The organism is Bacillus spizizenii TU-B-10, from assembly GCF_000227465.1.
GTDB lineage: Bacteria > Bacillota > Bacilli > Bacillales > Bacillaceae > Bacillus > Bacillus spizizenii.
The window spans coordinates 3264661-3290491 of record NC_016047.1 but is presented as its reverse complement, the minus strand read 5'-3'; the positions used below and the strand labels follow the sequence as shown (position 1 = coordinate 3290491).

Below are 25831 nucleotides of genomic sequence, written 5' to 3'. Positions count from 1 at the left end.
ACGGCCAGAGGGGGGAGTACATGGAAAAGCAGAAGCTATCAGTCAAAAACAGCATCACAGATTATATTGAATGGCTCGCCCAATACGGCGCATCTGCGGACGGCGGCGTAACGAGGCTTTTGTATACAAAAGAGTGGATGGACGCGCAGCTCGCAGTCAAAACGGAAATGTCTTCATTCGGGCTTGAAACAAGATTCGACGATGTCGGCAATGTTTTTGGAAGGCTTTCGGGCACCCAGTCTCCGGATGAAGTGATTGTAACCGGTTCACATATCGATACTGTCATCAATGGGGGAAAGTATGACGGCGCTTACGGCGTTCTTGCGGCCATGCTGGCGATCAAGCAGCTCAAAGAAACGTACGGAGCGCCGAAAAAAACACTCGAAGCGGTCTCCTTATGTGAGGAGGAGGGGAGCCGTTTCCCGATGACCTATTGGGGATCGGGGAATATGACAGGCGTTTTTTCAGTACAGGATGCGGGAGAACCGAGAGACGAATCAGGAGTTTCACTGCAATCTGCGATGTATGAGAACGGCTTTGGCAAAGGCGTGTTTCAGTCAGCGTATAGGACAGATATCAGTGCTTTTGTTGAGCTTCATATTGAACAGGGGAAGACATTGGAAATGTCAGGACGGGATCTCGGCATTGTGACAAGTATTGCGGGGCAGAGGCGATATCTCGTCACGCTGGAGGGGGAATGCAATCACGCGGGAACCACCTCCATGAAATGGCGCAAGGACCCGCTTGCAACCAGCAGCCGCATCATTCATGAACTGCTGCTGCGGTCGGAAGAGCAGCCGGATGAGCTTCGTCTGACATGCGGAAAAATAACGGCAGAGCCCAATGTAGCCAATGTCATACCGGGCCGCGTGCAGTTTTCAATCGATATTCGCCATCAGCATCAGCACGTGCTGGAGCAATTTCATGAAGATATGGCTGCTTTGATCAACGGCATTTGCCATCAAAAAGGAATTCGCGCCATGATCGATGAATATATGCGGATAGAGCCTGTGCCGATGGACGAAAGGCTAAAGGCTGCGGCTTTTGAGACAGCGGCAGAAAACGGGATCAGCTGTGAAGAAATGGTGAGCGGAGCAGGGCATGATGCACAAATGATCGGAAGGTGCTATCCGGCTTGTATGCTGTTTGTGCCAAGCCGCGGCGGCATCAGCCACTCTCCGAAGGAATATACTTCAGCCAGACAGCTTGAGATCGGCGTCCGCGCATTGACTGATTTATTATACAAACTGGCTTATTGATAAAGGAGGAATGGCTGTGTCAGGCAGAAAAGAATTATGTACCCCGTTAAGAACGATTATGACGCCGGGTCCTGTTGAGGTTGATCCGCGTGTATTAAGAGTGATGAGTACCCCGATTGTTGGGCAATTTGATCCAGCGTTTACCGGTATCATGAATGAAACAATGGAGATGCTTCGGGAGCTGTTCCAAACGAAAAACCGCTGGGCATATCCGATTGACGGTACTTCACGGGCGGGAATCGAAGCGGTGCTTGCGAGTGTGATTGAGCCGGAAGATGATGTGCTTATTCCAATTTACGGCCGCTTCGGTTATTTGCTGACTGAAATTGCCGAACGGTATGGGGCGAATGTTCATACGCTTGAGTGTGAATGGGGAACGGTTTTTGACCCGGATGACATCATACGGGAAATGAAAAAAGTGAAGCCGAAAATTGTGGCAATGGTGCATGGGGAAACATCGACAGGGCGGATTCACCCGCTAAAAGCCATCGGCGAAGCCTGCCGAGCCGAGGATGCATTGTTTATTGTCGATGCAGTTGCGACGATTGGCGGCTGCGGGGTTAAAGTCGATGATTGGAAGATTGACGCGGCTATCGGCGGCACACAAAAGTGCTTGTCTGTTCCATCGGGAATGGCGCCGATTACATATAATGAGCGGGTGGCGGATGTGATTGCGGCGCGTAAAAAGGTGGAGCGCGGGATTGCGACACAAGCTGACAGGACAACGCTTTCGGGAAACCGGCCAATCACAAGCAATTATTTTGATTTGAGCCAGCTTGAGGATTATTGGAGCGAAAGACGGCTCAATCATCATACAGAAGCGACGACGATGCTGTACGCCTTGCGTGAGGGTGTCAGGCTGGTGCTTGAAGAAGGTCTTGAAGCCCGTTTTGAGCGGCATCGCCACCATGAGACCGCATTAGCAGCTGGGATTAGGGCAATGGGGCTGAAGCTGTTTGGAGATGACAGCTGCAAAATGCCTGTTGTCACTTGTGTAGAAATCCCCGGCGGCATTGACGGCGAGTCTGTCCGCCACATGCTGTTGGCGCAATTCGGCATCGAAATCGCCAGCTCATTCGGCCCGCTGGCGGGAAAGATCTGGAGAATTGGCACGATGGGCTACAGCTGCAGGAAAGAAAACGTGCTGTTCGTGCTTGCCGGGTTAGAGGCTGTACTGCTGAGACATGGCGCAGGGATCGAAGCAGGAAAAGCCCTCCAGGCAGCGCTTGATGTGTATGAAAACGCTGGCCGCCAGGCAGCGGTATAAAGAAAAGCTTGCGGAACGCCGCAAGCTTTTTTAGTGATGCGATTTCGCTTTTTCTCCAATCTGTTTTTCTTTGTTTGACTCTTTTTACAAATCCTCTTTCTCTGTGTTGCATTTTCTGACGAAGCATGAGTCATTTCTCCTTCCATCATCTATTCTTTATACAAGTTACCTATAAAACCATGCTGAACTTGTTGTTTCTTACAGCGATTTTTGAGAGGGGGATGCAGCATTGGGAAATTTGCACATGGTGTTAGATGCGCTCCTGGAAGATCAGGATGAGGCTGTGCTTGCGACAATTGTTCAAGTGGAAGGCTCATCGTATCGAAAAGCAGGCGCTTCTATGCTCTTTAAGAAAAATGGCGAACGGGTCGGATTGCTGAGCGGCGGGTGTGTGGAAGAAGATTTGCTCCAGAGAATTAGTGAACTGGGCGATCAGCTGACGTCAGTGCTGATTCCATATGACATGCGGGCGGAGGACGATCTTTCCTGGGGCATGGGAGCCGGATGTAACGGCATAATTCATATTCATGCGGAGCGGATCACTCAGGAAAAAAGACGGCACTATGAAAGAGTGAGGGACTGCCTTCATTCAGGCAAAGCTGTCACAGCCGTTACGCAGCTCGACTCCTCCCGTTATATATTTCTGTCGGAGAACGGGCAATTTGGGAACTGGCCGGACGCGCCTCTGCAAGACATTCAACGTACCGCTTCAACGCTTCATTTACCTCATTTTGATTCATCAACCAACATGTTTATTCGGCGAATTGAACCGAAGCCGCGTCTCATTCTGTTTGGAGCGGGGCCGGATATTGTGCCGCTTGCCAATTTGGCGGCTGATACAGGGTTTTCTGTTATCGTGACAGATTGGCGTCCCGCTTATTGCACATCCTCTCTATTCCCAAAAGCGGATCGGCTGATCACCGCTTTTCCGGAACAAATGCTCAGTGAATTTCAGTTTTACCCGCATGATGCAGCTGTTGTGGCAACCCACCATTTTCAGCACGATCAAGCGATCATCGACTTCTTATTTTCTCAAAATCTTCATTATATCGGACTGTTGGGTTCGGCAAACCGTACGAAGCGGCTGCTGAATGAAAAACAGCCGCCGGCTCACTTTTACAGTCCGGTCGGGCTGAAGATCGGTGCGGAAGGCCCCGAGGAAATTGCCGTCAGCGTTGTCGCGGAAATCATTCAAACAAGAAAACGGCTGGCGGTTGTATGAGAAACCCCTATATGATCGGAGTGTTTCTCGCTGCCGGCAAAAGCAAAAGAATGGGGCAAAACAAGCTGGCTTTGCCGTTAAAGGGAGAAACCATCGGATCGCTTTCTTTGAAAACCGCTCTCTTGTCCCGCCTTGATCACGTGCTGATCATCGAGAGAACTGAACGTGCTTCCCATGAGTGGATGGGAGCGCCATATCACGCGCCGCCTTTTCGAAAACGCTGGAGCCTGCACGTTTGTCAAGAAGCTGAAAAAGGGCAAGGGCATTCAGTCAGCAGCGGGGTGAGAAAAGCAGAAAGCATGGGAGCGGACGGGGTTGTCATTTTATTAGCCGACCAGCCGCAGCTTTCCGTTGATCATCTCAATGCCCTTGTGGCAATGGCTCCTGAGTCATTTGCCGTGTCTTCGTCTTTAGGCGCGTTCGCCCCGCCAATCTATTTCTCATCGGCTTGTTTTCCTTATGTAAAGGAGTTAAAGGGAGATGAGGGGGCTCGCAGTCTCCTGAAAAGCGGGCAGCTTGGAACAGGAGCCGTTTTGGAGGCAAAGGCAAGCTCGGAGTTGAAAGACATTGATACACCGGAGGAATACGACATGGTGAGGAGGTTGATGGTTTGAATGGCCAAGTGACAAAAGCAAGGATGAATATTCAATTATGGAGGCCGGCAGCGCTCGATGAAGCCTACTCACTTTTGGAGCAGCTTGCACCAGATGTGTGTGCCGTCTCGGGCAGCACGCTGCTTCAGATTCAGTGGGACAAAGGGATTCTTCCGAAACAGCATCTCGTCAGTCTTGAAGGAATCAACGAGATGAGAGGAATCAGCGCCAGTGACACCCACCTCTCGATCGGGGCGCTTACAACACTGAGTGAATGCAGAAAGAACTCCCTAATTAAGAGTGCGCTTGGTTGTTTCAGCGAAGCTGCTTCCGCTGTTGCTGCACCCGGAATCCGCAGCCGGGCCACGCTTGGCGGCAACATCGCGAGTAAAATCGGGGATTTGCTTCCCCTCCTGCTTGTGCTTGATGCTGAGCTTATCGTGTACCAAAAGGAGCTGATGAGGCTACCGCTTGGCGATTGGCTCATAGATGAAGACTTTGAAACGGCCATCGTTACGCGTGTCATCATCCCTCGTGCGGAGGGAGAGCGAGTGTTTTACCGCAAGCTTGGGAGGCGCCAGGCTTTTACTGGAGCTGTTGCGGTTATAGCTGGACGTTTTTTGAAAGACGACGGCATTAGCCTCGCCGCTGGCCATGCCGATATTACACCGGAAAGATTAATGGAAAGCGAAGCGATATGGATGGCGTCAGGGTGGAATCCGCACGAGCTTTACGAAACGCTTATGCGTGAGCTGCCGTTTGCCGCAGATGCTTTTATGTCAGCGGCATACAGAAAAAAAGCCGCTGCCAACGTCATCATGGCAGAGCTGATGGCTGAGGGAGGGGAATAAATGATGATCAACAAACCGTCAAGAATCAGGCCGGATGGAAGAGGAAAGGTCACAGGGGAACTGAAATATATGACCGATCTCAGCTTTCCAGGAATGCTGTATGGCAAAGTGCTGAGAAGCGCTTATCCTCATGCGGAGATCGTGTCGATTTGCACCATGAAAGCTGAAGAAATGGAAGGTGTGCGGGCAGTTGTCACTCATAAAGACGTTCCCGGTTTAAACCGATTTGGCATTGTCATCCCTGATCAGCCGGTTTTATGTACGGATAGGGTACGGTACGTCGGAGATGCGGTCGCCGCAGTTGCTGCGGAAACGGAGGAAATCGCGGAAGCGGCGCTGGAGCTGATTCGTATTGAGTATAAAGAACTGGAGGTCATTGATTCACCAGAAAAAGCGCTTCGGCCGAACGCGCAAAAACTGCACGAGGACGGGAATATCCTGCATCGCGCATGTTTTTCACACGGCGATGTTGAAGAAGGGTTTCAAGCATCTGGCACGATCCTTGAAGAAACCTACGAGCTGCCGCGGCAGATGCATACGTATATGGAAACGGAAGGAGGCGTAGCCGTTCCTGAAGACAATGGGGGCTTTACGATGTATGCAGGAACGCAGCATGGCTATAAAGACCGTTTCCAGCTTGCCCGTATTTTTGACATTTCTGAAGAAAAGATCAGGGTTGTGTCGAGTCCGATGGGCGGCTCGTTCGGCGGGAAGGATGAGCTGAATATCCAGCCGTATGCCGCTCTTTTAGCACTGAAAAGCGGACTTCCCGTCAAAATTCATCAGACCAGAAAGGAATCTGTACGTTCTGGCATTAAACGCCATCCGATGAAGATTACGATAAAAACGGGTGCGGATCATGCGGGGAAACTTTTGGCTCATGATGTGAAAATTGTTGCGGACACAGGCGCTTACGCTACACTCGGACCGGCTGTTCTTGACTTTTCTGTCGAGCACGCCGCGGGGCCTTACCGTATTCCAAATATCCGGACTGAAGGGATATCTGTGTTTACGAACAACGGGGTGGCGGGTGAATTTCGGGGCTTTGGCGGCAACCAAATCACATTTGCCCTCGAAACCCATCTAGATCGTCTCAGCGGCATGCTCGGCATCGACCCGCTGGAGCTGAGAAGAAAAAATATCAGAAAACCGTATGACTTGGGGCCGCTTGAGCACCGGATTGCACCGACTGACGGAGCGGCGCAGGTGTTGAATGCCATTTCTGAATCTCCCATTCTTACAAGAAAACACCAGAACTCCGGGTATATACGGAGAGGCACGGGAGCGGCAATCACAATGCACGGCGGCGGGCTGGGGTATGGACGAATGGATGCGGCAGGAGGCCGTTTGTCCCTTTCAAGTGACGGCAAAATTACGGCTTCGTTCGGATTTGAAGAATGCGGACAGGGTATTCTAGCGGCAATCGAACATATTGTCACCGAGGAGCTGGGCTGTGTTGCGGAAGATATTTCCATTGTCATTGGGGATACCGCAAAAGTACCAAAATCAGGCTCATCCACAGCATCCCGCGGCACAAGCATGGTATGGCACGCGATCCAGCGTTTGAAGAAGCCGTTTCTTTCTCAGCTGAAAAAACGGGCGGCAGAATGGAGCGGCTGTTCAGCGGAAAGCCTTATTCCCGGCGCCGAGGGCTTGCGTGACAAAAACACAAAGGAGCTCGTGGTGACATATAGAGAGCTGGCTGAAGAAGGCCCTTTGGTAGAGGAAACAGCATTCGATTTTCCGACAACGCCTGATCCTGTGGTAGGCGGCCATTTTCTCTACTCATTTGGCGCGGCGGCTGTTGAGGTGGAGGTTGATCTATTAACAGGCGATGTCAAATTGATAGATTGTGAGCACGCCATTGCGGCAGGACCGGTTGTCAGCCCACAGGGCTACCGGGGGCAAATCGAAGGCGGCGCTGCCATGGCGCTCGGCTACACACTAATGGAGGAAGCGAAAATGACGGACGGCCGTTATGCCGCGGAAAATCTCGACCAGTATATCATTCCCGGCGTGAAGGATGTTCCCGAAATGAAGCTGACTGCGTTAGAAGAGCTGATGGAAGGCGATTCCCACGGCCCGCGCGGTGTAGGCGAAATCGGAACGATTGCCATCACCCCAGCGATTGTAAAGGCAGTGCACGATGCGGTCGGATGCTGGATAAACAAGCTGCCGATTTCAAGAGAAGAGCTGCTTGACGAGATAGACAGAAAGGGGATGAAGCAATGGACGTAAAAGAAGCTGGACCATTTCCTGTAAAAAAGGAACAGTTCCGAATGACCGTGAATGGGCAGGAGCGGGAGGTTGCAGCCGTTCCTACGACACGTCTGAGTGACCTGCTTAGAATGGAATTTCAGCTGACCGGGACAAAGGTGTCCTGCGGAATCGGCCGCTGCGGAACGTGCTCCATCCTAATCGACGGAAAGCTGGCCAATGCGTGCATGACCATGGCTTATCAAGTGGACGGCCATTCCATTACAACCATCGAGGGACTTCAAAAAGAAGAACTGGATATCTGCCAAACCGCTTTCCTGGAAGAAGGGGGCTTCCAATGCGGCTACTGTACCCCTGGCATGACGATTGCCCTCAAAGCGCTGTTCGAGGAAAACCCGCATCCCACAGATGAAGAAATAGAAGAAGGGCTGGCGGGGAATTTGTGCCGCTGCACCGGGTATGGCGGGATTATGCGGTCTGCTTGCAGGATTAGAAAAGAGTTGAGCTGCGGGAAAAGGGAGTCCGGTTTTTAAAAGCCGGGCTTATTAGTCTAATCAATTTATTTTCGAATTGTCATATGTAAAGAGCAGCCGAAGGATCAATTGCCGGTCTCTTGCTGGGGCATTGTGGACTCACCCAGTGGGAACAAAGATTTTCAAAACGGTCATATTAGGGTGAACACTGTGGATATTTTAAAGATGCAGATTTGTAGAAAATGTTTATATTTCCCTGATTAAGAAACGTTTGTGTCAGATAGATAAGCAAAACGCCATAAAAATTTTTTATGGCGTCTATCGAACAGGGAGGTGCTCATAAAACGGAGGTGCTAGGCAAAGTTAAAGCTTAAAAACCACCAAAGAAAGAAGTACCAACAATGATTAACAAAATGAATAGCACCACGATTAAAGCGAAGGAGCTACCATAACCATTAGAGTAACCCATATTGCCACCTCCTTTAGTGAGGATAGTATAAGATATGCCAAACGATCATTTTCGACATAGATTTAAGTCTAAAAAAGAGAAAATGAATATTTTGTCTAAAAGTGTAAGAGAGAACGCATAATCAATCACTATCTCAAATGCTGCTGCACCCCAGGAATGACGATTGCTCTCAAAACGCTGTTTTTAGAAAACCCGCACCCTACAGGTGAAGCATAGAAGAAAGGTTGCAGGCAATTTGAGCGGGTGTACCGGGATTATTTATGCGGTCAGCTTGCAGGACTAGAAGAATCGAATGGTAGAAAAAGGGAGTCTAGCTTTTAAAAGCCGTACGTAAAAATTGATTTCTCATACTGTTAGACGATCGAGAGGGTATTCCCTTATTTCTTTCTCGACTATTATGGAGTTATTGAATCATTATTGAAGTTAGTGAAAGGTATACATATCGTATAAGAGTTGTTGGATAGCACTGTAAAAACTTATGGGTCATATAAATCGGAAAACTCTGTAATATAATGAATAAAAGAAAGCGTTGCTCCCTTTTAGGGTTACTATAAGATTTTTCTGGGCGATAGTAATGTCCATCTCAAGTTTATAGCTTCGTCAGGGTAAATCGTAGGAACAATGATTTCCTCTTTTGCTTTTATTTTCATCAAGAATGCACCAATTTTTCATCTTTTAACCACCTTTCAGAAGGTGAGTTCAAACTCAACTTCTTCCTCTTAAATATTATGTCCAAGAAATACTATAGATCCACGTTCCCTTTCCGGTTACATCATGAAATTCTCCTAATCTCGTCTCTTTAAAAAGTATAAAATCATCTATTTTGACTCCTTTTAATGCATCTTATTGGTAACTCGCCTCAAATCAGAATTTCTATTTGAATTTTCTGAACATACTTCGGACGGTAATAGTTGGGCTGTAACACAATAATATATGATCAATGAACTTGTAGAAGAATTGTATATTTTGTGGAAAATACAGAATCCTCTGGAATAATGGTGTTTAAAAATGATAGAGTATACATATTCAAGTATTTTACATACTTGTAAAATTATATTAAAAATCGAAAGGGTGTTAGAGTCATGAAGAAATTTTTAGGTTCTGTAGTAATTGGTTGTGCAGTTTTATTCAGTTCATTTATGGTGCATCAAGAGTCAGCTTCGGCAGCTTCACAAGTGGAGACTATTCTCCAAAAATCACAAACTTCAAACTCTACGAAGAGAATTAAAGTTAAAGCAGGTCAAAATTTACAAGTTCGTGTTTTCCCTTTCAACAATAAAACGATTAAGTTGACTGTATTCAAAAACGGTAAAGCTTGGACCAGTAACCTAACCAGTTCTCCATCCATCTATGACTATACTTATAAAAATCCTGGTGCGGCAGAATATTCACTAAGGTTATATTGTGGGAAAAATGGCGGTCAAAAAGGTTGTTATGGTCAAGGCCTACTTACTGTGAGATAATGCAAAGTAAAAGACGCCAATAGCTTGGCGTCTTAATATTAACTTTGAAATAAAGTCGTAAGGTTTGAAAACCATATGTTTATCCATATCATTTTATTGGTGTATAAGAGTACGCCGATAATAACAAGTAAACCTCCACCTATCTTTAGTAGCAGGTTTGAATATTTGAGAAACACTCTTGCCTTTCCGATGAAAAATGCCATTAGAAAGAAAGGGATGGCAAAACCTAACGAATATCCGGTTACGTTAATAAAAGTATCTATCGTGTTTGGGTTGTTAAAGTTTGCGTACATGATCGTTCCGAAAATCGGGCCAATACATGGAGTCCATCCTGCTGCAAAAATGATGCCAACTAATATTGAATTTAATACGCCAATTTTGCCTCTTCGAAAAGTAAATCTTTTTTCCTGCATCATGAATTTTGGTTGAAAAATGCCTAGTAAAAAAAAACCCATTGTACACACAAAAATTCCGCCAAGCATTCTAATAAGATCTTTGTACTCGGTGAAAAATCTTCCAATTGAACTAGCAGAGAATCCTAATATGTAAAAAATGATTGAAAATCCTAATAAAAATGATGCTGCATGAATAGCAATATTTTTATTAAGTGTTTTAGAATTTCTATTTTTTAACTCATTGACAGAAACCCCTGTAATATAAGATATGAATGAGGGGTATAAAGGGAGACAGCAGGGTGAGATAAATGATAATAACCCTCCACCAAAAGCTAACCATACAGTCACATTTTCCATTGAATCAGCTCCTATTTAATAAAATTATAGAGGTGAGGACATGAAAAAAAGAAAAAGATTATTGCTTAGAATGTTAATTTTGTTTCTCCTTTTTACGGCAATTGGATTTGCACTGTATCAAAACTTATTTGCAGCAAACAGCGAGGAAGCCGTACAAGTCAACAAGCCGGCGGCAAACTTTAAACTAGCTCAATTTAATGGAGAACCCATTGAATTAAAACAACTTAAAGGAAAGGCTGTACTTGTTAATTTTTGGGGATCGTGGTGTGAACCGTGCAAAAATGAAATGCCTGCCATGCAAGATGCATATAATCATTATAAGAAAGATAAGTTTGAAATAGTTGCAATTAATGTTCAAGAATCTGACATTACTGTGAAAAATTTTATAAAAAGTTACGACTTATCATTTCCGATTGCTTTAGACAAGCAAGGGGAAGTGTACCGATCATGGGAAATTTTTAATCTTCCAACGTCCGTCTTTATAAATCCTAATGGAACCATAGAAAGGACCTATGAGGGTGAAATGAAAATGAAACAATTAGACCAGTGGATAAGAGATATATTACCTAATAAATCTTAGTAACTCAAAAAACCCCTTAAAGGGGTTTAGTATTAATTAATTTTAGCAGTCAAAACTCTATATGTCCCACTACCATAAAGGCCAATAACTACTCTTGTAGTATATTCAAAAGGGGTATATTTCAACGCTTTAAATGTCCCGGAACTCCTAATCTCCCAAACACTAGGATCTAATTTAGAAACTGATGTTGAGTGAGATTTTGAGTAAAGTGGTCCGGTTAAATAGACATCGTAACTGTTTCCTTTAATTTTACCTTTTTCATAAGTGAATTTACCACTAACAGAGTGTTTAAATCCTGCCCCTGGAAAGGTATTTGCGATGTAGCCAGAATATGATTTCTGTTGTACTGCTTTGATGGAGCCTTCACCGGATGTCTTAGTATTGACACCTAGTTCAATTCCGTCACCCTGTACATTCAGTGCTTTTTTGACTACAACATTTGTTTTGCCAGATGCAAGTTGCTTGTTTACTTCTTTTTTAGCCTCACTAAGAGCTTGATTTGCCTTATGAATAGTGAATGTATTTTCAGTGTAAGCGGGTTCTTTTGGTGTCTGGGCATTAACGTCAACAGGACTAAGGGCTAATGATAATGCAGTAACCGGAAGCAAAAGGGACGAGAACAAAACTTTTTTACTTAATGATCCAAAACGCATATTGCTCAACTCCTCTTCACGTGATAAAGTACAATACAATGGTACCATTACATATAATGGGTTGTCTACTATAATATGGTAATGTTTATAAAAAGGAGGAATGAAGTTGTTGAGCATCATTTTTGCAGTTGTTACTTTATTCATCATCTTTTATCTAATCAATTATATTGGACAGAAGCTAATGAAAACGGCAATAAACCAAACATTTCTACTGTCGCTTTCTATAATAGAGGCAGTTATCGTGTTAGGTTTGTTTTATTACAGGCCATTCTTTCTTTAAGCTATAACAGCTGTTGCGTGTTTATGGAATCTGCCGCAAATTAATTTGCGGTTTTTTTGCGGACATACATATTATCGGAAATGTTAGAATATTACACAAAGTGGTATATGAGGAGGGATCTTGTGAATCCGGTATTGCCATCATCAAAAGTTGGCGTAAAGATCAATGAATGGTATAAAATGATTCGTCAATAGTATTTACTTATTTACTTCTCTCTCATGAAATTCCGGTATCAGCACATGTTAGATTATTTGGAACCAGTTACAACACGAATTAGGCCAACTATTGTTGAACTGCTTGAAAAAATAGAGGCATCAAATAAAGGCATATCTGGTCTTTTGTCGTATTATTCTCTGTTTTTCCGAGGGATGTATGAGTTTGATCAAAAGCTATATGAAAGCCATCTACTATTATAGAGAAGCGGAGAAACAGCTTATAGCATGATCCATATTGCTTCTGACCGTTTTCAAACGTAAAAAAGTGTGTTCTTAATTCTTGGGCTGTCATTGACTTTAGTATGTGGTTTCATAGTTAACTTACCAGAGAACCAAACTCAAAACACATTTCATATTGCTTCAGATCGTCTTCAAACCTGAAGAAAGATTACTCCTATAATCCCTTCTAACGCGGAGGGTCTTTTTTATGTCTCAAAAACGATTGAACCTAATACGATGTTTATATTTCCCTGGTTCAGAACCTTTGTCAGCACATCGTTAGTTAATAACATAGCAAAACGCCATAAAGACTTCTTATGGCGTCTAGCCCGAACAGGGCAGGTGCTTATAACATACTGTTAAATTGGAACGCCTTCTGGATAACCTCCAAAGAAAGATGCTCCAACAATGATTAATAGAATGAATAGCACTACAATCAAAGCAAAGGAGCTACCATAACCGTTAGAGTAACCCATATTGCCACCTCCTTCAGTGAGGATAGTATAAGATATGGCTAACGATCATTTTCGACATAGATTTAAGTCCAAATAAGAAAAAATGAATATTTTGTTTAAAGGCTAGACAGAATACGCATAATCAAAAACTATTAAACAGTTAGGATAAAGCTTAACAGAAATCAAACATGTAGTATGACCCATACTGCTTCTTACTGTTTTCAAACCAGGAACCTTTTCAAGTAGAGAAGGTTTTTATTTATGCAGTATTGCCAGCCGCCTAAACATATTAAAGCCCGCCTCACCGGCGAGCTTCCTCCTTAACTCCCCCTATACACCTGATAACCAAAAGGCGACAGCAAAAGCGGGATATGATAATTCGCATCTGGATTTGCAAGCTGAAAACGGACGGTGACAATGGTTAAAAACGGCTTATCGGGCGTGTTCACTTTTTGACTCGCAAAATAGTCTCCTGCATGAAATTCCATCACATACTCTCCAGACACCAGCTCTTCCCCTGCCAGCAACGGAGCATCGACTCGGCCGTCATTGTTGGTGAATGTCTCTTTAACAAGGATGATCTCTTCGCTCAGCCGCTTCAATTCAATTTTTACGTTCGCCGCGGGTTTGCCGCAGGTTAAATCTAAGATATGGGTTGTCAGCTTTCCCATCAGGCCTTCAGGCTCCCTAATGCTTCAGCGGCTTTCTGTTTTTCTTTCTCGGCGTCTTCTCTTGTCACGGTAAAGCGCTGGAAACCGAATGGCGGGCGCGGTTCGGTGTAGACTTTTCCTTTGGATCCTGGGATCTCTTCAACGACTGTATCCCATGTGTGGTTTTGAGATTGGAAGCTGACATCAGTGAGCTGCGGGAATCTCGTTAATATTCTGCAGCCAATATGATGGATTAAATTTTGAATTGAAGGGGTTTCGAGTTCGTGAAAAACGGTGCTCGCCAAGTCACGAACTTGCTCAGCCGCGACGTAGCGGGCGGGATCGGTAGCACGTGCGTCATCTGTGTTTTCATACTGCCAGCTGATGTTTAAATAGACAAACAGCGGGCGGTTGCCGTCCTCCGGGAGCGTCGTATATTCGTCCCGGATAAAGCCAACGAAGGAGTTGCCGCTCACCTTGACGAGCTGAAGATCCATGATTTCGCTGTACTGCTCTTTGATCGTTATTGTATCCCGGGTTCGTTCCGCTTTCAGCACAGACCGGGCGCGTTCATTGCGTGATCTTCTAAAGACGAGGTGGCTTGTGCCGAGTTCTTGCTCCTCGTATGCAGGCATCGCCTCAAACGGAATGTCTTCGCCTGTCAAAGTGATCGTGTCCATATGAGAATAGGTATCTAAAAATCGGTGAGCCACATAGTGTAAGAATCCCTCGGTTGTCGTCCCTTCATAGGAAGCGAGATGGCGCTGAATAAAGTTTTTCATTGAGTCTGTAGCCACGACGAGTGTATTATCTCCGTCTATAAATGATGGCAGAAAGGCATCTCCGCCAATTTCGCATGTCACATCAATGCCGACAACAGTATTGTCTCTCCCTGTAAAAGAAGACTCTGGGATTTGCCGTACTCCTGTGAGCGGCTTTAAAAACGTTCGGTATGCAAATACATTTCCTTTGCCATAAGACATGGTTCTTTTCATTTGCGTCTCTCCTTTTTCAGTTATGATGTCCGCCAGCCGAAAACGGGCGATGCGGTAAATTTCTTCAAGAGCCTGCTGGAACTCCGTTTCTCGTTCGTTCTCAAGCCTTTCCAACAGGGCTTGGTGAATGTCCTGTTTCGTCTTTCCCTTTACCGCTAAAATAAAAGGAAAGCCGAAGCGTTCATAATAGTACTCATTCAGCTTGAGAAATTCCTCGTATTCCTCTTGTTCAAGTTTGCTGAGCCCCGCGTTTTGCTGCTCTCTTACCGAGGTAACGCTCATTGTTTTCTTTGTTCCGAGTCGGGGGTGCTTGTTGATTAAATCAAGCTGTGTCCGGCGGTCCGCGGCTTTTACAATGCCGGCCATTTTATGGTGAAGGTCAGAAAGGGAAGAAAACGGGCGCAATGCCGCGGCTTTCTCCGCAATCCATGAAGAATGTTCAAAAATAGATCCAAGCGTGTCTGTCAGTGTTTGTATGTCCATTTGGTTCAGGTCATCCATTGTGAACATGGGCATCTTCCTTTACGTTTTTATTTCAGCGCCATTAGGCTGTTTGGTTTGAAAAAAAGCGTGCAGTGCAATTGCCGTCAAACTGCCGATCACAATTCCGCTTTCAGCCAAGACTGTGGCCGAGCCCGGGAGAGATGAAAACAACGCGGGAACTGTTGTGGCGCCGAGCCCTAAGCTGACGGAAGAGGCGATAATCAGTAGGTTGCCTTGCGAATCGAAATCAACGCTGGAAAGCATTTTGATCCCGTAAGAAATGACCATGCCGAACATGACAATCATCGCGCCGCCGAGAACTGGGGTTGGAATCACTGTTGTCAATGCTGCGGCTTTTGGAACCAGTCCGATCGCCATGAGCATGATTCCTGTGATGGCGATGACATTGACACTTTTCATTTTTGAAAGCTGAACGATACCGACATTTTGCGAGAAGGCTGTATAGGGAAACGCGTTAAATAAGCCGCCAAGCACAATCGCAAGGCCTTCCGCCCGGTAGCCTTTTTCCAGATCCTTCTCCGACAGCCTGCGGTTTGTGATATCGGCCAGAGCAAAGTAAACACCTGTCGATTCAACCAGGCTGACAATGGCAACGAGGAGCATCGTAACAACAGCCGGCAGCTCAAAGGTTGGCGGGCCAAAATAAAACAGAGACGGAACATGAAGCCAGGACGCCTCTATGACGTCAGAAAAATCAACTTTTCCCATAAAGAATGCAGCCGCTGTTCCTGCGATAAGGCCGAGCAAAATCGCAATGGAGCGTATAAAGCCTTTAAAGAAATAAAACAGCAATAAGATAAAAGCTGTGACGCCAAACCCGAGGAGTACGTTGTCCAGTGAGCCGAAGTCTTTGCTTCCTTCACCGCCGGCCAGGTTATTCATTGCCGTCGGAATCAGGCTGATGCCGATGATCATGACGACTGAACCGGTCACGACAGGCGGAAAAAAACGGACAAGCTTTCCGAAGAAGCCCGCGGCTAAGACGACAATCAGCCCTGCGGCGATAATGGCGCCATATATCGCTGAGACACCGTATGTGCTGCCGATGGAAATCATCGGGCCGACCGCGGTAAACGTACATCCGAGCACAACAGGGAGGCCGATGCCGAAGTATCGGTTTTTCCACAGCTGCAAAAGAGTCGCAGCCCCGCACATGAACAAATCGATCGCAATTAAATACGTCAGCTGCCCCGGATTCAGCCCGATCGCCGCTCCGACGATCAGCGGAACGAGAATTGCTCCCGCATACATGGCGAGCATGTGCTGAAGTCCGAGCATCATCAGCTGAAAGACATTGTGCTGTTCCTTCATCTTTTTTACACCTCTTTTTCTAATGCGAGTGTATGGTCTAATACCGGAAGTTCAGTTTTCTGAGCGGTTGTTTCTTTTTTGCCGCGCAAGCTGAAAAATAGATTCAAAAAGATGGCGGTCAGGCTTCCGGTGATGGTTCCGTCACTAACCAGAATCCGGATCGGAGCGGGGAATTCAGCGAAAATCCCGGGCACCGTGCTGGCGCCGATGCCGAGTGCGATTGAGCATGCGATGGTCAGCATGTGATATTGATTTTTGAGATCCGCTGTGCTGAGCATTTTGACGCCTGACGCAATCACCATGCCGAACATGACAACCGTCGCGCCGCCAAGCACAGCCGCAGGAACGGCAGAAGCAAGGGCTGCAATCTTCGGAACCAGTCCGAGACAGACAAGGATACAGCCGGCGGTAACGACGATGTTTCTTGTTTTCACTTTCGTCAGCTGTAGTAAGCCGGCGTTTTGCGCAAAGGTGTTATAGGGGAAGGCGTTGAACAGTCCACCGATAAGAATAGCGATTCCTTCCGCTCGATAGCCTTTGACAAGGTCTTTTTCGGTTAAGGGTCTGCCGCATATTTTTCCGATTGCGTAGAAAACGCCGGTTGATTCGACAATAATGACGATTCCGACAATCAGCATCGTTAAGATCGGGCCGATTTCAAATGAAGGGGCTCCGAAGTAAAACAGCTTCGGGACTTGAAAAAGCGGGGCTTCAGTGACAGCAGAAAAGCTGACCTTGCCCATGATGGCTGCTGCCGCTGTCCCGGCAGCGATTCCAACCAGAACGGACAGCGTTCGGGCAAACCCTTTGAGAAAGCGGTTGAGGACTAAGATCAGGACAAGGACGCCGACAGAGAGAAGAAGGTTTTCGAGCGAACCGTATTCGGGGTTGGCGCTGCCGTTTATTTTTTCGCCGCCAGCCATATTTTTCACACCTGTCGGAACAAGTGAAAGGCCGATTAAAGTGACAACGGTACCTGTTACGACAGGAGGGAATAACACGGTCAGCTTGCCGAAAAAACGTGCAAACAGAAAGATAAATAACCCTGTCGCGATGATTGAACCGTAAATCGCGTGAACGCCGTAGTTCGTGCCGATTGCGATCATCGGGGTGACGGCCACAAATGAACTGCCGAGCATGACGGGAAGCCCGATGCCGATGAATGCTCCGCGCAAGGTTTGCAAAAGCGTCGCCACACCGCACGTTAACAGGTCAATCGCCAACAGGTAAGACAGCTGTTCAGATGTTAGATTCAGCGCCCTGCCGACAAGCAGGGGCACCAAAATCGCACCTGCATACATGGCCAGCACATGCTGAAGGCCAAGAGTCAACACCGCGAACGATTTTTGTTTCACCATAGTCCCTCCTTTTATATGTGAACTTTAGTAACATGATAGCGTGCCGATTGCCGGGTGTCATTGGATACTGTAGCCGAAAAAGACAGGTGTTATTGATGAAAGTGACGAAAAACGATTCAGTTTGTAAGAGAATGTGACAAACATTAGCTGATCAGCCGCTGCATCCGTAAGGCAAGCCGCAAACGCATCGTCGTCTCAGGATCTTTTAAGCTTTTGCCCAGCAGCTCCTCACATTTTTCAAGGCGGTAGATGACGGTATTGCGATGAACGTACAGACGCTTTGCCGTCTCGGAAATTTGGCAGTGTGTCTCTAAATAGACGGACAGCGTATGAAGCAGGCTTTGATCCTCCTGCTGTTTTTCAGCGAGGCTTTGAAGCGTGGAGTTGTAAAATTTCTTTAAATCCTCAACCGGGAGAAGGCGGAGAAGCTCAGGCACATCTTTGGCATGATACACCTGAATAAACTCCGTGCTTCTTGACAAATGCCCTGATTGCAGAGCGTCAGATGCCTCTGTAAACGCGTCGGGAACGTCAATGAGCTTTTGGCATATGTTGCTGATGCCAAAGGACACAGTCCGTTTAAATTGAGCTCTGACCTGTGTTTGAAACTGCTCTAAAAAGCTGATCACCGAGGCGTGCATTTCACTCCAGCTGTCTGTCGCCTCGATCAGAATAATGCCGACATTTCCTTTAATAAAGAGGTGGGGCGGAAACGGGAAGGCCGATAATTCGCCTTCAAGAAATTCGAATACGCCATCGGAGGCGAGCTGATTTTCTGTAAAGCTGATCGATTCGTCATTCCGGTCGAGTTTTCCCGCAATGCACATGTATTTTTGATCCCAGCGCAGCTTAAATTCCTTTGCCCGGTTTTTGATTTCGTCATCTGAAGAAAATGAGCGCTCAATAAAATTGCTGAAAAACTCATTGCGCGCCCGCCGGCCGAATTGCTTCAGCGCATTTTCCTTCAGGAGTTCAAAGGAAATGACGTTAGCAGCTTGTTCAATGGTGAGAATCAATCCTTTGTCTCCGGCCTGCACCATGTCGGGTATCAGCAGGTAGCCGCAGTTTTTTTCATGATTATAAATAGGAAGGACAGAATACGTTTTTCGATCCGAGAACGTAGAGAAACAAGTGAAAAACGGCCCGGATACGGTATTCAGGGTGCCTTTCAGCTTTTCGGTCTCAAATGAAATCTGATGGGACGCAGAAAGCATTTTGGCATGCTGGTCAAGAAGCAGCACGGGAAGCTGAAGGAGGTCTGACACCTTTTTGAGGAGAGATTGCAGCCCCTTGCCGCTCATAATGTGGTTTGTGAATTTTTTGTGCGCGTAAATGGCTTGCTGCAGCTCGTTAGAACGCATATCGAGAATGTGGCTGAGTGTTGCATTCACAATATCGCCGAGGCGGATGTGTTCTGGAAGCTCGATGATCGGAAACGCGTATGAATCGGCCAGCTCGATGATTTCTTTCGGGATATCCTCCAGGTAGCGCTTTGTTTTAATACCGAGGCCCGCGCAGCCGCGTTTTGCCATTTGCCGAATTAGCTCAGATAACTGGTGCGGGTGATCCTTCAGGTGATACGCGGTGGTGACGAGCAATTCATTCTTATGCAGAAAGTCTGCGATATCCGGAGCGTCCATCATATTGACATGCTGAACCTCTCTTTCTCCTCCTGCTTTTCCTGCGATTAAATTGGCGTTTTCATAAGCCGGTATTTTCATCACATCAAAAATATTCATAGCGCATTCTCCTTTTCTATAAAAAGCATTGGTTAAGATGAATAATTTTCAATAGGAATTCTAGCGGTTTTGCTAATGTAATACGATCATAGTAGCAGTAAACTGTTGAAAATAGAACTGATTGTGTTACATAAACTGACATGAAAAATCGTCAACCTTACATGGGAGGATCAATATGGCTTACGATATGGTGATAAAAGGTGCGAAGGCAGTTATGCCAGATGGCGTTAAAGAAGCTGATATTGCAGTTCAAAACGGTGTCATTACCGAGATTGGTTCAGACATTGAAGCGAGCGGGGCAGCAATGATCCAGGCAGAAGGCCAATATGTGTTTCCAGGTGCGATAGACTGCCATGTTCATTTCAATGAACCGGGCAGAGAGGACTGGGAGGGGTTTGAAACAGGTTCGCAAATGATGGCAGCAGGCGGCTGCACCACCTATTTTGATATGCCGCTCAATTGCATTCCATCAACCGTGACGGCAGAGAATCTTCTCGCAAAAGCCGAACTCGGCAGGCGAAAATCAGCTGTGGATTTTGCACTATGGGGCGGGCTTGTGCCAGGTCATATCGATGACATCCGCCCAATGGCTGAAGCGGGGGCGATCGGGTTTAAAGCGTTTTTATCAAAATCAGGCACAGACGAGTTCCGCTCTGTTGATGAACGTACCTTGCTCAAAGGCATGACAGAAATCGCGGCTGCAGGAAAAATCCTCGCTCTTCATGCGGAGAGCGACGCAATCACAAGTTATCTGCAGATGGTTTTGGCCAATAAAGGAAAAGTGGATGCGGATGCGTACGCCGCCTCCCGTCCGGAGGAAGCCGAAGCTGAAGCGGTGTATCGCACGATCCAGTATGCGAAGGTGACAGGCTGTCCGGTTCATTTTGTCCATATCAGCACGGCGAAAGCGGTCCGGCTGATCAGAGAGGCGAGACAGGAAGGGCTTAATGTTTCGGTTGAAACATGCCCGCATTATGTCTTGTTCAGCCATGACGATTTACGGGAAAAGGGCTCTGTCGCAAAATGTGCGCCCCCGCTCCGGTCACAGCAATCGAAGGAAGCGCTGATCGAGGCGCTCATTGCGGGGCACATTGACATGGTTTCCTCAGACCATTCCCCTTGTCGTCCGTCTTTAAAGCGGGAGGATAATCTGTTTTTATCATGGGGCGGAATCAGCGGCGGACAGTTTACTTTATTAGGAATGCTGGAACTGGCGCTTGAGCATCAAATTCCGTTTGAAACCATCGCTGAATGGACAGCGGCGGCCCCTGCGAGACGATTCGGACTTCAGAAAAAAGGGCGGCTTGAAGCGGGATGTGATGCGGATTTTGTGCTCGTCAGCATGGAGCCGTACACTGTCACAAAAGAATCGATGTTTTCAAAGCATAAAAAAAGCATTTACGAAGGACATACATTTCCCTGCAGCATTTCGGCCACTTACAGCAAAGGCCGGTGCGTGTACAATGATGGGGAAGCAGTCAGCGAAATTGATGGAGCACTGGTCGTTCCTTCGTAAGCCCGGCGATTTTACCGCCGGGTTTTTTGATTTCCTCCGTTCTTGTTTTTAAAATGAAATCAACGTGGTATCTTTTTTAAAAGGAGGCGGAGGCAATGGAACATATCACATACATACTCAAGCAATCTTGGTCGCGCCATACGAGCTCTAAATGGACGGAAGAATGCCCGGCATGCGGACAATGCGGTGTGACGGCATTGGTGATTCAAGATCAATTCGGCGGCGCCATTTTCAAAACCAAAGTCGGTGAGAGCTGGCATTTTTATAACAGCATCAATGGCGTGATGTACGATTTTACGAGTGAACAGTTTCAGGCGCCGATTGAATATCAGCATATTCCTTCTTCAAGAGAAGAGGCGTTTTTAGATACGAATGAGGAACAATACCAGCATCTTCGTTCAGCATTTTCCCGCCATATGAACAGCATTTCCGAGGAAACCTGAAAACACGTGTGATAAACTGGGAGAGAGGTGAATGATTGTGATTTATATCGGACTGACGGGATGGGGGGATCATGACAGCATCTATCCGCCGAAAACGGCCAGCCAGAAAAAATTGCAGGCCTATTCCTCCCATTTTCCGATCGTTGAATTAGACGCGAGCTTTTACGCAATTCAGCCGGCGCGAAATAATGAAAAGTGGGTGAAGGAAACGCCGGAAACCTTTCAATTTATCGTGAAAGCGTATCAGGGCATGACAGGGCATCAGCGCGGAGAAATCCCCTTTGATTCAAAAGAGGAGATGTTTGACGCGTTTAAGGTGTCTTTAACGCCATATTTACATAGCAATAAGCTTGCCATGGTGCTGTTTCAATTTCCGCCGTGGTTTGACTGCAAGAAGGAGAATGTCGCTTATTTGAGATGGTGCAAGCACCAAATGGGAGATATTCCATGTGCGCTTGAATTCAGAAACCGCTCCTGGTTCTCGCCGCCATTTTATGAGCAGACGCTTTCATTTATGAAAGCGGAAGGCTGGATTCACAGTGTCTGTGATGAACCGCAAATCGGAGAAGGCAGCGTCCCGACTGTGTTGCGCGCGACCGATGAAAACAAAACGCTCGTCAGGTTTCACGGACGCAACAAGCAGGGCTGGATGAAGCCTGACGGCGGGAAAAACTGGCGGGAGGTCAGGTACTTATACCGCTACAATCAACAGGAGCTGGCGGATTGGAAAAAGCACCTGAATGAATTGCAGCAGCAATCTAAGGATGTTTTTGTCCTGTTCAACAACAATTCCGGCGGAGACGCCGCGGATAATGGCAAGCAGATGCTTGAACTGCTTGATATCGAGTACAGCGGACTTGCTCCGAGACAGCTCGATTTATTTTAGAAAAGAGGTTTTGATTGATGTCGTTGGTGATTTTGGTCGTACTGGGATTAATCGCAGGTACGGTAGGAAGCCTGATTGGGCTTGGCGGCGGAATTGTGATCGTGCCGTCTCTGATGTTTCTAAGCACAGTGACGCCGCTGTTTCAGGATGTGACGCCGCAGGTCGCAATTGGAACTTCGCTTTTGGTCATTATTTTTACGGGTCTTTCTTCAACTTTGGCTTATATTAAATATAAAACCGTTGATTATAAGAGCGGGCTCATTTTCTTTATTGGTTCAGGTCCCGGCAGCATTATCGGGGCTTACGTGTCAAAGCTGTTCAATTCAAACTCGTTTTCCATTTGGTTTGGCATTTTTATGATTCTTATTTCATTATCCTTAATGCTCAAAGCGAAAGCCCGGCCGATCAACAAAGCGCACAAAGGGATTATTCGGACATTTCAGGATGATGCCGGTGAGCCTTATACGTACTCATATCAGGCGCCTATCGGCATTGCGATTGCCTTTGTTGTCGGCTTTTTAGGGGGGCTTTTCGGAATAGGCGGCGGATCGCTCATGGTTCCGGCGATGATGCTGTTATTCCTGTTCCCGCCGAAGGTTGCGGTGGCAACGTCCATGTTTATTATTTTCCTGTCCTCTATGACAGGGTCTGTTTCACATGTTATTTCCGGGCATGTCAATTGGCTGTATGCCCTCGCACTTGTGCCCGGCGCCTGGTTCGGCGGAAAGCTTGGCGCCGCCATCAACAGAAAAATGCAGACGAAAACGATCGTAATGATCATGCGGATCGTATTGATTTTGATCGGCTGCCAGCTCATTTATGAAGGCATTTTCAGCTGAACGATTAGGGAGAGATAATATGAAGGAGAAGCTCCGCTTATATCATACAAATGATTTGCACAGCCATTTTGAAAACTGGCCGAAAATTGTAGATTATATCGAGCAGAAAAGAAAAGAGCATCAATCAGACAGCGAAGAGACGCTCGTTTTTGATATTGGCGATCATCTTGATCGTTTTCAATTCGTGACAGAGGCGACTTTCGGAAAAGCGAATGTCGATCTCTTAAACCGTCTTCACATTGATGGAGCGGTGATCGGCAATAACGAAGGGATTACGCTTCCGCATGATGAGCTCGCAGCCTTATATGATCATGCTGAATTTCCCGTTATCGTCTCTAATCTATATGACAAAAACGGAAGCCGTCCGTCCTGGGCGGTTCCTTACCATATCAAAACATTGAAAAACGGTATGTCCATTGCTTTTTTAGGTGTAACTGTGCCGTATTATCCCGTTTATGACAAGCTGGGATGGACAGTAACCGATGCTTTTGAAAGCGTAAAAGAAACTATTCAGGAAGTGAAAGGGCAGGCTGATATCATCGTTCTGCTGTCACATTTAGGCATCCTAGATGATCAGGCAATGGCTGAAGCGGTACCTGAGATTGATGTAATCCTCGAATCGCACACCCATCATTTGCTCGAAGATGGACAAGTGGTAAACGGCGTGTTGCTTGCCAGCGCCGAGAAATACGGGCATTATGTGGGCTGTGTAGAAATCACGGTGGACAGCATACAGCGAAGCATCATCAGCAAAACAGCGTCTGTGCGAAACATGGCGGAATGGACAGGAGAATCAGCAGAAACAAAAGCGTTTCTCAAAGAAAAAGAACGTGAAGCCGAGGAGAAGCTGTCCGATGCTGTTGCGGAGCTTGCGCAAGATGCCGAGGTGAAGTGGTTTGAAGAATCAGAGCTGCCTTTGCTTTTGGCGTACGCGTTAAAGGAATGGTGCGGGACGGACATCAGTATGGTGAATTCCGGTGTCATTCTCGGTCCGCTGAAAGCGGGTCCTGTGACGAAGCTGGATCTGCACCGCATCTGCCCTCATCCGATCAACCCGGTGGCTGTCCGACTGACGGGAGAAGAATTGAAAGAGACCATTGTCCATGCCGCTTCAGAACAAATGGAGCAGCTCCGGATCAAAGGGCTCGGCTTCCGCGGAGAAGTAATGGGAAAAATGGTGTACTCGGGTGTTGCTGTAGAAACGAAACGGCTGGATGACGGAATCACGCATGTCACACGAATCACGCTGAACGGGGAAGAGATTGCAAAACATAAACAATACTCTGTTGCGGTGCTTGACATGTTTACCCTCGGCAGACTGTTTCCGATCATCCGTGACGCCGCAGAAAAAGAATATTTTATGCCGGAGTTTTTGCGGGATCTGCTCGCTTGGAAGCTCGCGCAATAAGCAGGTCAGCCCACAACAAGCTGTGCCCTTCATCATAAAGTGATGAATGAAGGGAGTGGTTGACGTGGTAAATCTGACACCAATCATGATAGAAGGACAGCCTTTTACAGCTGTGACAGTGAAGCTTCCAAAAACGAATTTTATGGCTGTCACAAATGAGCACGGATACATTATGTGCGGCGCGCTTGATGTGGCGCTGCTGAATGAAAAATTAAAGGAGCGGGGCATTGTGGCGGGGCGCGCAGTTGGTGTACGCACCATTGACCAGCTGTTAGACGCACCTTTAGAATCCGTCACGTACGCCGCGGAAGATCTCGGCATTCATGCCGGCATGAGCGGCAGAGCAGCGCTTTTGAAAATGGTGAAATAAAAATTTGGCCCGGCTATTACTATGTCCCCTCTTACAAGCATATATTGTGATATGTAAGGGGGGATTTTCTTGCCAAGATATCGCGGCCCTTTTCGCAAGAGAGGACCTTTGCCTTTCCGGTACGTGATGCTTCTGTCAGTTGTCTTTTTTATCCTGTCAACAACAGTCAGCCTTTGGATGATCAATGGCTCGATCAAACCTGTTTTAATGGACATCGGCGAGATGGAAACGAAGCGTATAGCGACAGAGGTGATCCAGGATTCGATTGAGGATTATATGTCTGACAGTGAAAATATGAAAGATATGTTTCAAATGAATTCTGATGAAAACGGAAACTTAACGACAATCGATTTTAATACACAGGTTGTAAATAGTGTCAAAACAAAAGTGACAAAGCAGCTTCAGGCTCATCTAAAAGAGATGGAAACCCACTCCGGACACAGCGGCGCCAGTGAAAATATTATGATCAACATTCCGCTGGGACAGGTAACCGGCAACAGCCTCCTCGGAAACCTCGGGCCGAAAATCCCAGTCCGGTTCAATTTAATCGGTGACGCTTTTACAGATGTCAAAACCAAAATCAAGCCGTATGGCATAAATAATGCACTTATTGATATCAGCATCTTTGTCGAAATTAAAGTGAAGGTCATCATTCCGTTTGCAAGCAAAACCGCTGTCGTCACAAATAATGTTCCTGTATCGATTAAAGCAGTGCAGGGCGAAGTGCCCCAGTTTTATAACGGAAGCGGCGGCTCAGGTGTCACGCCTTCTGTCCAGCTCCCAAGCAGCAAAGATGAGGACAGTGCTGAATCGGAATCGAAAAATGAAAAAAGCAGCAAATAAG

The 25831-nt window shown here is 46.6% G+C and carries 25 protein-coding genes and 1 pseudogene; 17 read left to right on the top strand and 9 right to left on the bottom strand.

Translation table 11 applies throughout. The features are described 5' to 3' along the window. Nucleotides 1–20: 20 nt before the first annotated feature. The 7 genes from allC to pucE all read left to right on the top strand — a co-directional run bounded on the left by allC (nucleotide 21) and on the right by pucE (nucleotide 7942). A complete protein-coding gene (gene allC, locus GYO_RS38495) occupies nucleotides 21–1259 on the top strand; it encodes an allantoate deiminase (RefSeq protein WP_014115064.1) in 1239 nt (412 codons plus the stop codon). Between the two features lie 16 nt (nucleotides 1260–1275). Beyond that, nucleotides 1276–2526: a (S)-ureidoglycine--glyoxylate transaminase gene (pucG, locus tag GYO_RS38490; RefSeq protein ID WP_014115063.1), complete on the top strand. Its 1251-nt coding sequence runs from the start codon at nucleotides 1276–1278 to the stop codon at nucleotides 2524–2526. Between the two features lie 229 nt (nucleotides 2527–2755). Then, on the top strand, nucleotides 2756–3748 hold the full coding sequence (locus GYO_RS38485) for an XdhC family protein (protein ID WP_014115062.1): 993 nt from the start codon (nucleotides 2756–2758) through the stop codon (nucleotides 3746–3748). Then, a complete protein-coding gene (gene pucB, locus GYO_RS38480; protein ID WP_041521062.1) occupies nucleotides 3745–4362 on the top strand; it encodes a xanthine dehydrogenase accessory protein PucB in 618 nt (205 codons plus the stop codon). Before GYO_RS38485 ends, pucB begins: the two co-directional genes overlap by 4 nt. After that, a complete protein-coding gene (gene pucC, locus GYO_RS38475) occupies nucleotides 4359–5192 on the top strand; it encodes a xanthine dehydrogenase subunit C (protein WP_014115060.1) in 834 nt (277 codons plus the stop codon). Before pucB ends, pucC begins: the two co-directional genes overlap by 4 nt. Further along, nucleotides 5193–7430 (top strand): xanthine dehydrogenase subunit D, encoded by a 2238-nt coding sequence (pucD, locus tag GYO_RS38470; protein ID WP_014115059.1) that lies wholly within the window; start codon nucleotides 5193–5195, stop codon nucleotides 7428–7430. After that, the gene (gene pucE, locus GYO_RS38465; protein ID WP_014115058.1) at nucleotides 7421–7942 is read left to right on the top strand and encodes a xanthine dehydrogenase subunit E; all 522 of its coding nucleotides are present in this window, start codon (nucleotides 7421–7423) and stop codon (nucleotides 7940–7942) included. The genes pucD and pucE overlap by 10 nt, the downstream gene beginning before the upstream one ends. Nucleotides 7943–8252: 310 nt before the next feature. On the opposite strand, the gene GYO_RS43525 is transcribed toward pucE, so the two are convergent. After that, the gene (locus GYO_RS43525) at nucleotides 8253–8351 is read right to left on the bottom strand and encodes a YjcZ family sporulation protein (protein WP_003222857.1); all 99 of its coding nucleotides are present in this window, start codon (nucleotides 8349–8351) and stop codon (nucleotides 8253–8255) included. A 1082-nt stretch (nucleotides 8352–9433) separates the two neighbouring features. Between GYO_RS43525 and GYO_RS38455 the strand changes: the two genes are divergently transcribed. Continuing rightward, a complete protein-coding gene (locus GYO_RS38455; RefSeq protein WP_041521061.1) occupies nucleotides 9434–9814 on the top strand; it encodes a hypothetical protein in 381 nt (126 codons plus the stop codon). Nucleotides 9815–9852: 38 nt separating this feature from the next. On the opposite strand, the gene GYO_RS38450 is transcribed toward GYO_RS38455, so the two are convergent. After that, entirely contained in the window at nucleotides 9853–10566 is a 714-nt protein-coding gene (locus GYO_RS38450; protein WP_014115057.1) for a cytochrome c biogenesis CcdA family protein, read from the bottom strand. Nucleotides 10567–10606: 40 nt separating this feature from the next. Between GYO_RS38450 and resA the strand changes: the two genes are divergently transcribed. Further along, nucleotides 10607–11146, top strand: coding sequence for a thiol-disulfide oxidoreductase ResA (resA, locus tag GYO_RS38445; protein ID WP_014115056.1), 540 nt, complete (start codon nucleotides 10607–10609; stop codon nucleotides 11144–11146). A 32-nt stretch (nucleotides 11147–11178) separates the two neighbouring features. Here the strand turns inward: resA and GYO_RS38440 are convergent, their stop codons facing one another. Beyond that, on the bottom strand, nucleotides 11179–11943 hold the full coding sequence (locus tag GYO_RS38440; RefSeq protein ID WP_238528863.1) for a hypothetical protein: 765 nt from the start codon (nucleotides 11941–11943) through the stop codon (nucleotides 11179–11181). Between the two features lie 258 nt (nucleotides 11944–12201). Here GYO_RS38440 and GYO_RS44175 point away from each other — a divergent pair. Beyond that, nucleotides 12202–12517 (top strand): annotated as a pseudogene (locus tag GYO_RS44175) (aspartate phosphatase); the annotation flags it as partial. Nucleotides 12518–12872: 355 nt separating this feature from the next. Here GYO_RS44175 and GYO_RS43515 read toward each other — a convergent pair. From GYO_RS43515 to pucR, 6 genes are all read right to left on the bottom strand, one after another. Further along, on the bottom strand, nucleotides 12873–12989 hold the full coding sequence (locus GYO_RS43515; protein WP_003240909.1) for a YjcZ family sporulation protein: 117 nt from the start codon (nucleotides 12987–12989) through the stop codon (nucleotides 12873–12875). 299 nt (nucleotides 12990–13288) lie between these two features. Then, nucleotides 13289–13639 carry a hydroxyisourate hydrolase gene (uraH, locus tag GYO_RS38430; protein ID WP_014115052.1) on the bottom strand — a complete coding sequence of 117 codons (351 nt, stop codon included), beginning with the start codon at nucleotides 13637–13639 and terminating at the stop codon, nucleotides 13289–13291. After that, a complete protein-coding gene (gene pucL, locus GYO_RS38425; protein ID WP_014115051.1) occupies nucleotides 13639–15123 on the bottom strand; it encodes a factor-independent urate hydroxylase in 1485 nt (494 codons plus the stop codon). Before pucL ends, uraH begins: the two co-directional genes overlap by 1 nt. A 12-nt stretch (nucleotides 15124–15135) precedes the next feature. Continuing rightward, nucleotides 15136–16428, bottom strand: a complete 1293-nt coding sequence (gene pucK, locus GYO_RS38420; RefSeq protein WP_014115050.1) for a uric acid permease PucK — start codon at nucleotides 16426–16428, stop codon at nucleotides 15136–15138. A 5-nt stretch (nucleotides 16429–16433) separates the two neighbouring features. Further along, nucleotides 16434–17783 (bottom strand): nucleobase:cation symporter-2 family protein, encoded by a 1350-nt coding sequence (gene pucJ, locus GYO_RS38415; protein WP_052303546.1) that lies wholly within the window; start codon nucleotides 17781–17783, stop codon nucleotides 16434–16436. A gap of 146 nt (nucleotides 17784–17929) precedes the next feature. Continuing rightward, entirely contained in the window at nucleotides 17930–19525 is a 1596-nt protein-coding gene (pucR, locus tag GYO_RS38410) for a purine catabolism transcriptional regulator PucR (RefSeq protein ID WP_014115048.1), read from the bottom strand. A 175-nt stretch (nucleotides 19526–19700) separates the two neighbouring features. On the opposite strand from pucR, the gene GYO_RS38405 reads away from it, so the two are divergent. The 7 genes from GYO_RS38405 (at nucleotide 19701) to yunB (ending at nucleotide 25830) form a co-directional block, all read left to right on the top strand. Beyond that, nucleotides 19701–21041 carry an allantoinase gene (locus GYO_RS38405; protein ID WP_014115047.1) on the top strand — a complete coding sequence of 447 codons (1341 nt, stop codon included), beginning with the start codon at nucleotides 19701–19703 and terminating at the stop codon, nucleotides 21039–21041. Between the two features lie 95 nt (nucleotides 21042–21136). Further along, complete coding sequence (locus GYO_RS38400) at nucleotides 21137–21484, top strand: YunG family protein (protein ID WP_014115046.1); 348 nt, start codon at nucleotides 21137–21139, stop codon at nucleotides 21482–21484. Nucleotides 21485–21521: 37 nt separating this feature from the next. Beyond that, nucleotides 21522–22370 carry a DUF72 domain-containing protein gene (locus tag GYO_RS38395; RefSeq protein WP_014115045.1) on the top strand — a complete coding sequence of 283 codons (849 nt, stop codon included), beginning with the start codon at nucleotides 21522–21524 and terminating at the stop codon, nucleotides 22368–22370. A 17-nt stretch (nucleotides 22371–22387) separates the two neighbouring features. Beyond that, a complete protein-coding gene (locus GYO_RS38390; RefSeq protein WP_014115044.1) occupies nucleotides 22388–23209 on the top strand; it encodes a sulfite exporter TauE/SafE family protein in 822 nt (273 codons plus the stop codon). 19 nt (nucleotides 23210–23228) lie between these two features. Further along, entirely contained in the window at nucleotides 23229–24617 is a 1389-nt protein-coding gene (locus tag GYO_RS38385) for a bifunctional metallophosphatase/5'-nucleotidase (RefSeq protein WP_014115043.1), read from the top strand. A 64-nt stretch (nucleotides 24618–24681) separates the two neighbouring features. Next, complete coding sequence (locus GYO_RS38380) at nucleotides 24682–24987, top strand: YunC family protein (protein WP_014115042.1); 306 nt, start codon at nucleotides 24682–24684, stop codon at nucleotides 24985–24987. Nucleotides 24988–25056: 69 nt separating this feature from the next. Further along, nucleotides 25057–25830, top strand: coding sequence for a sporulation protein YunB (yunB, locus tag GYO_RS38375; RefSeq protein WP_041521060.1), 774 nt, complete (start codon nucleotides 25057–25059; stop codon nucleotides 25828–25830). Nucleotide 25831: the final 1 nt, after the last annotated feature.

Coding starts and splice junctions, on each gene's coding strand:
- GYO_RS38455 (WP_041521061.1), top strand. CDS start 9,434: ATGAAGAAATTTTTAGGTTCTGTAGTAATTGGTTGTGCAGTTTTATTC.
- pucR (WP_014115048.1), bottom strand. CDS start 19,525: ATGAATATTTTTGATGTGATGAAAATACCGGCTTATGAAAACGCCAAT.
- pucL (WP_014115051.1), bottom strand. CDS start 15,123: ATGTTCACAATGGATGACCTGAACCAAATGGACATACAAACACTGACA.
- pucD (WP_014115059.1), top strand. CDS start 5,193: ATGATGATCAACAAACCGTCAAGAATCAGGCCGGATGGAAGAGGAAAG.
- resA (WP_014115056.1), top strand. CDS start 10,607: ATGAAAAAAAGAAAAAGATTATTGCTTAGAATGTTAATTTTGTTTCTC.
- GYO_RS43515 (WP_003240909.1), bottom strand. CDS start 12,989: ATGGGTTACTCTAACGGTTATGGTAGCTCCTTTGCTTTGATTGTAGTG.
- GYO_RS38400 (WP_014115046.1), top strand. CDS start 21,137: ATGGAACATATCACATACATACTCAAGCAATCTTGGTCGCGCCATACG.
- pucK (WP_014115050.1), bottom strand. CDS start 16,428: ATGAAGGAACAGCACAATGTCTTTCAGCTGATGATGCTCGGACTTCAG.
- pucE (WP_014115058.1), top strand. CDS start 7,421: ATGGACGTAAAAGAAGCTGGACCATTTCCTGTAAAAAAGGAACAGTTC.
- GYO_RS43525 (WP_003222857.1), bottom strand. CDS start 8,351: ATGGGTTACTCTAATGGTTATGGTAGCTCCTTCGCTTTAATCGTGGTG.
- GYO_RS38385 (WP_014115043.1), top strand. CDS start 23,229: ATGAAGGAGAAGCTCCGCTTATATCATACAAATGATTTGCACAGCCAT.
- GYO_RS38405 (WP_014115047.1), top strand. CDS start 19,701: ATGGCTTACGATATGGTGATAAAAGGTGCGAAGGCAGTTATGCCAGAT.
- uraH (WP_014115052.1), bottom strand. CDS start 13,639: ATGGGAAAGCTGACAACCCATATCTTAGATTTAACCTGCGGCAAACCC.
- GYO_RS38440 (WP_238528863.1), bottom strand. CDS start 11,943: ATGAATAAAGTAACAACTGCAAAAATGATGCTCAACAACTTCATTCCT.
- GYO_RS38390 (WP_014115044.1), top strand. CDS start 22,388: ATGTCGTTGGTGATTTTGGTCGTACTGGGATTAATCGCAGGTACGGTA.
- GYO_RS38450 (WP_014115057.1), bottom strand. CDS start 10,566: ATGGAAAATGTGACTGTATGGTTAGCTTTTGGTGGAGGGTTATTATCA.
- pucB (WP_041521062.1), top strand. CDS start 3,745: ATGAGAAACCCCTATATGATCGGAGTGTTTCTCGCTGCCGGCAAAAGC.
- allC (WP_014115064.1), top strand. CDS start 21: ATGGAAAAGCAGAAGCTATCAGTCAAAAACAGCATCACAGATTATATT.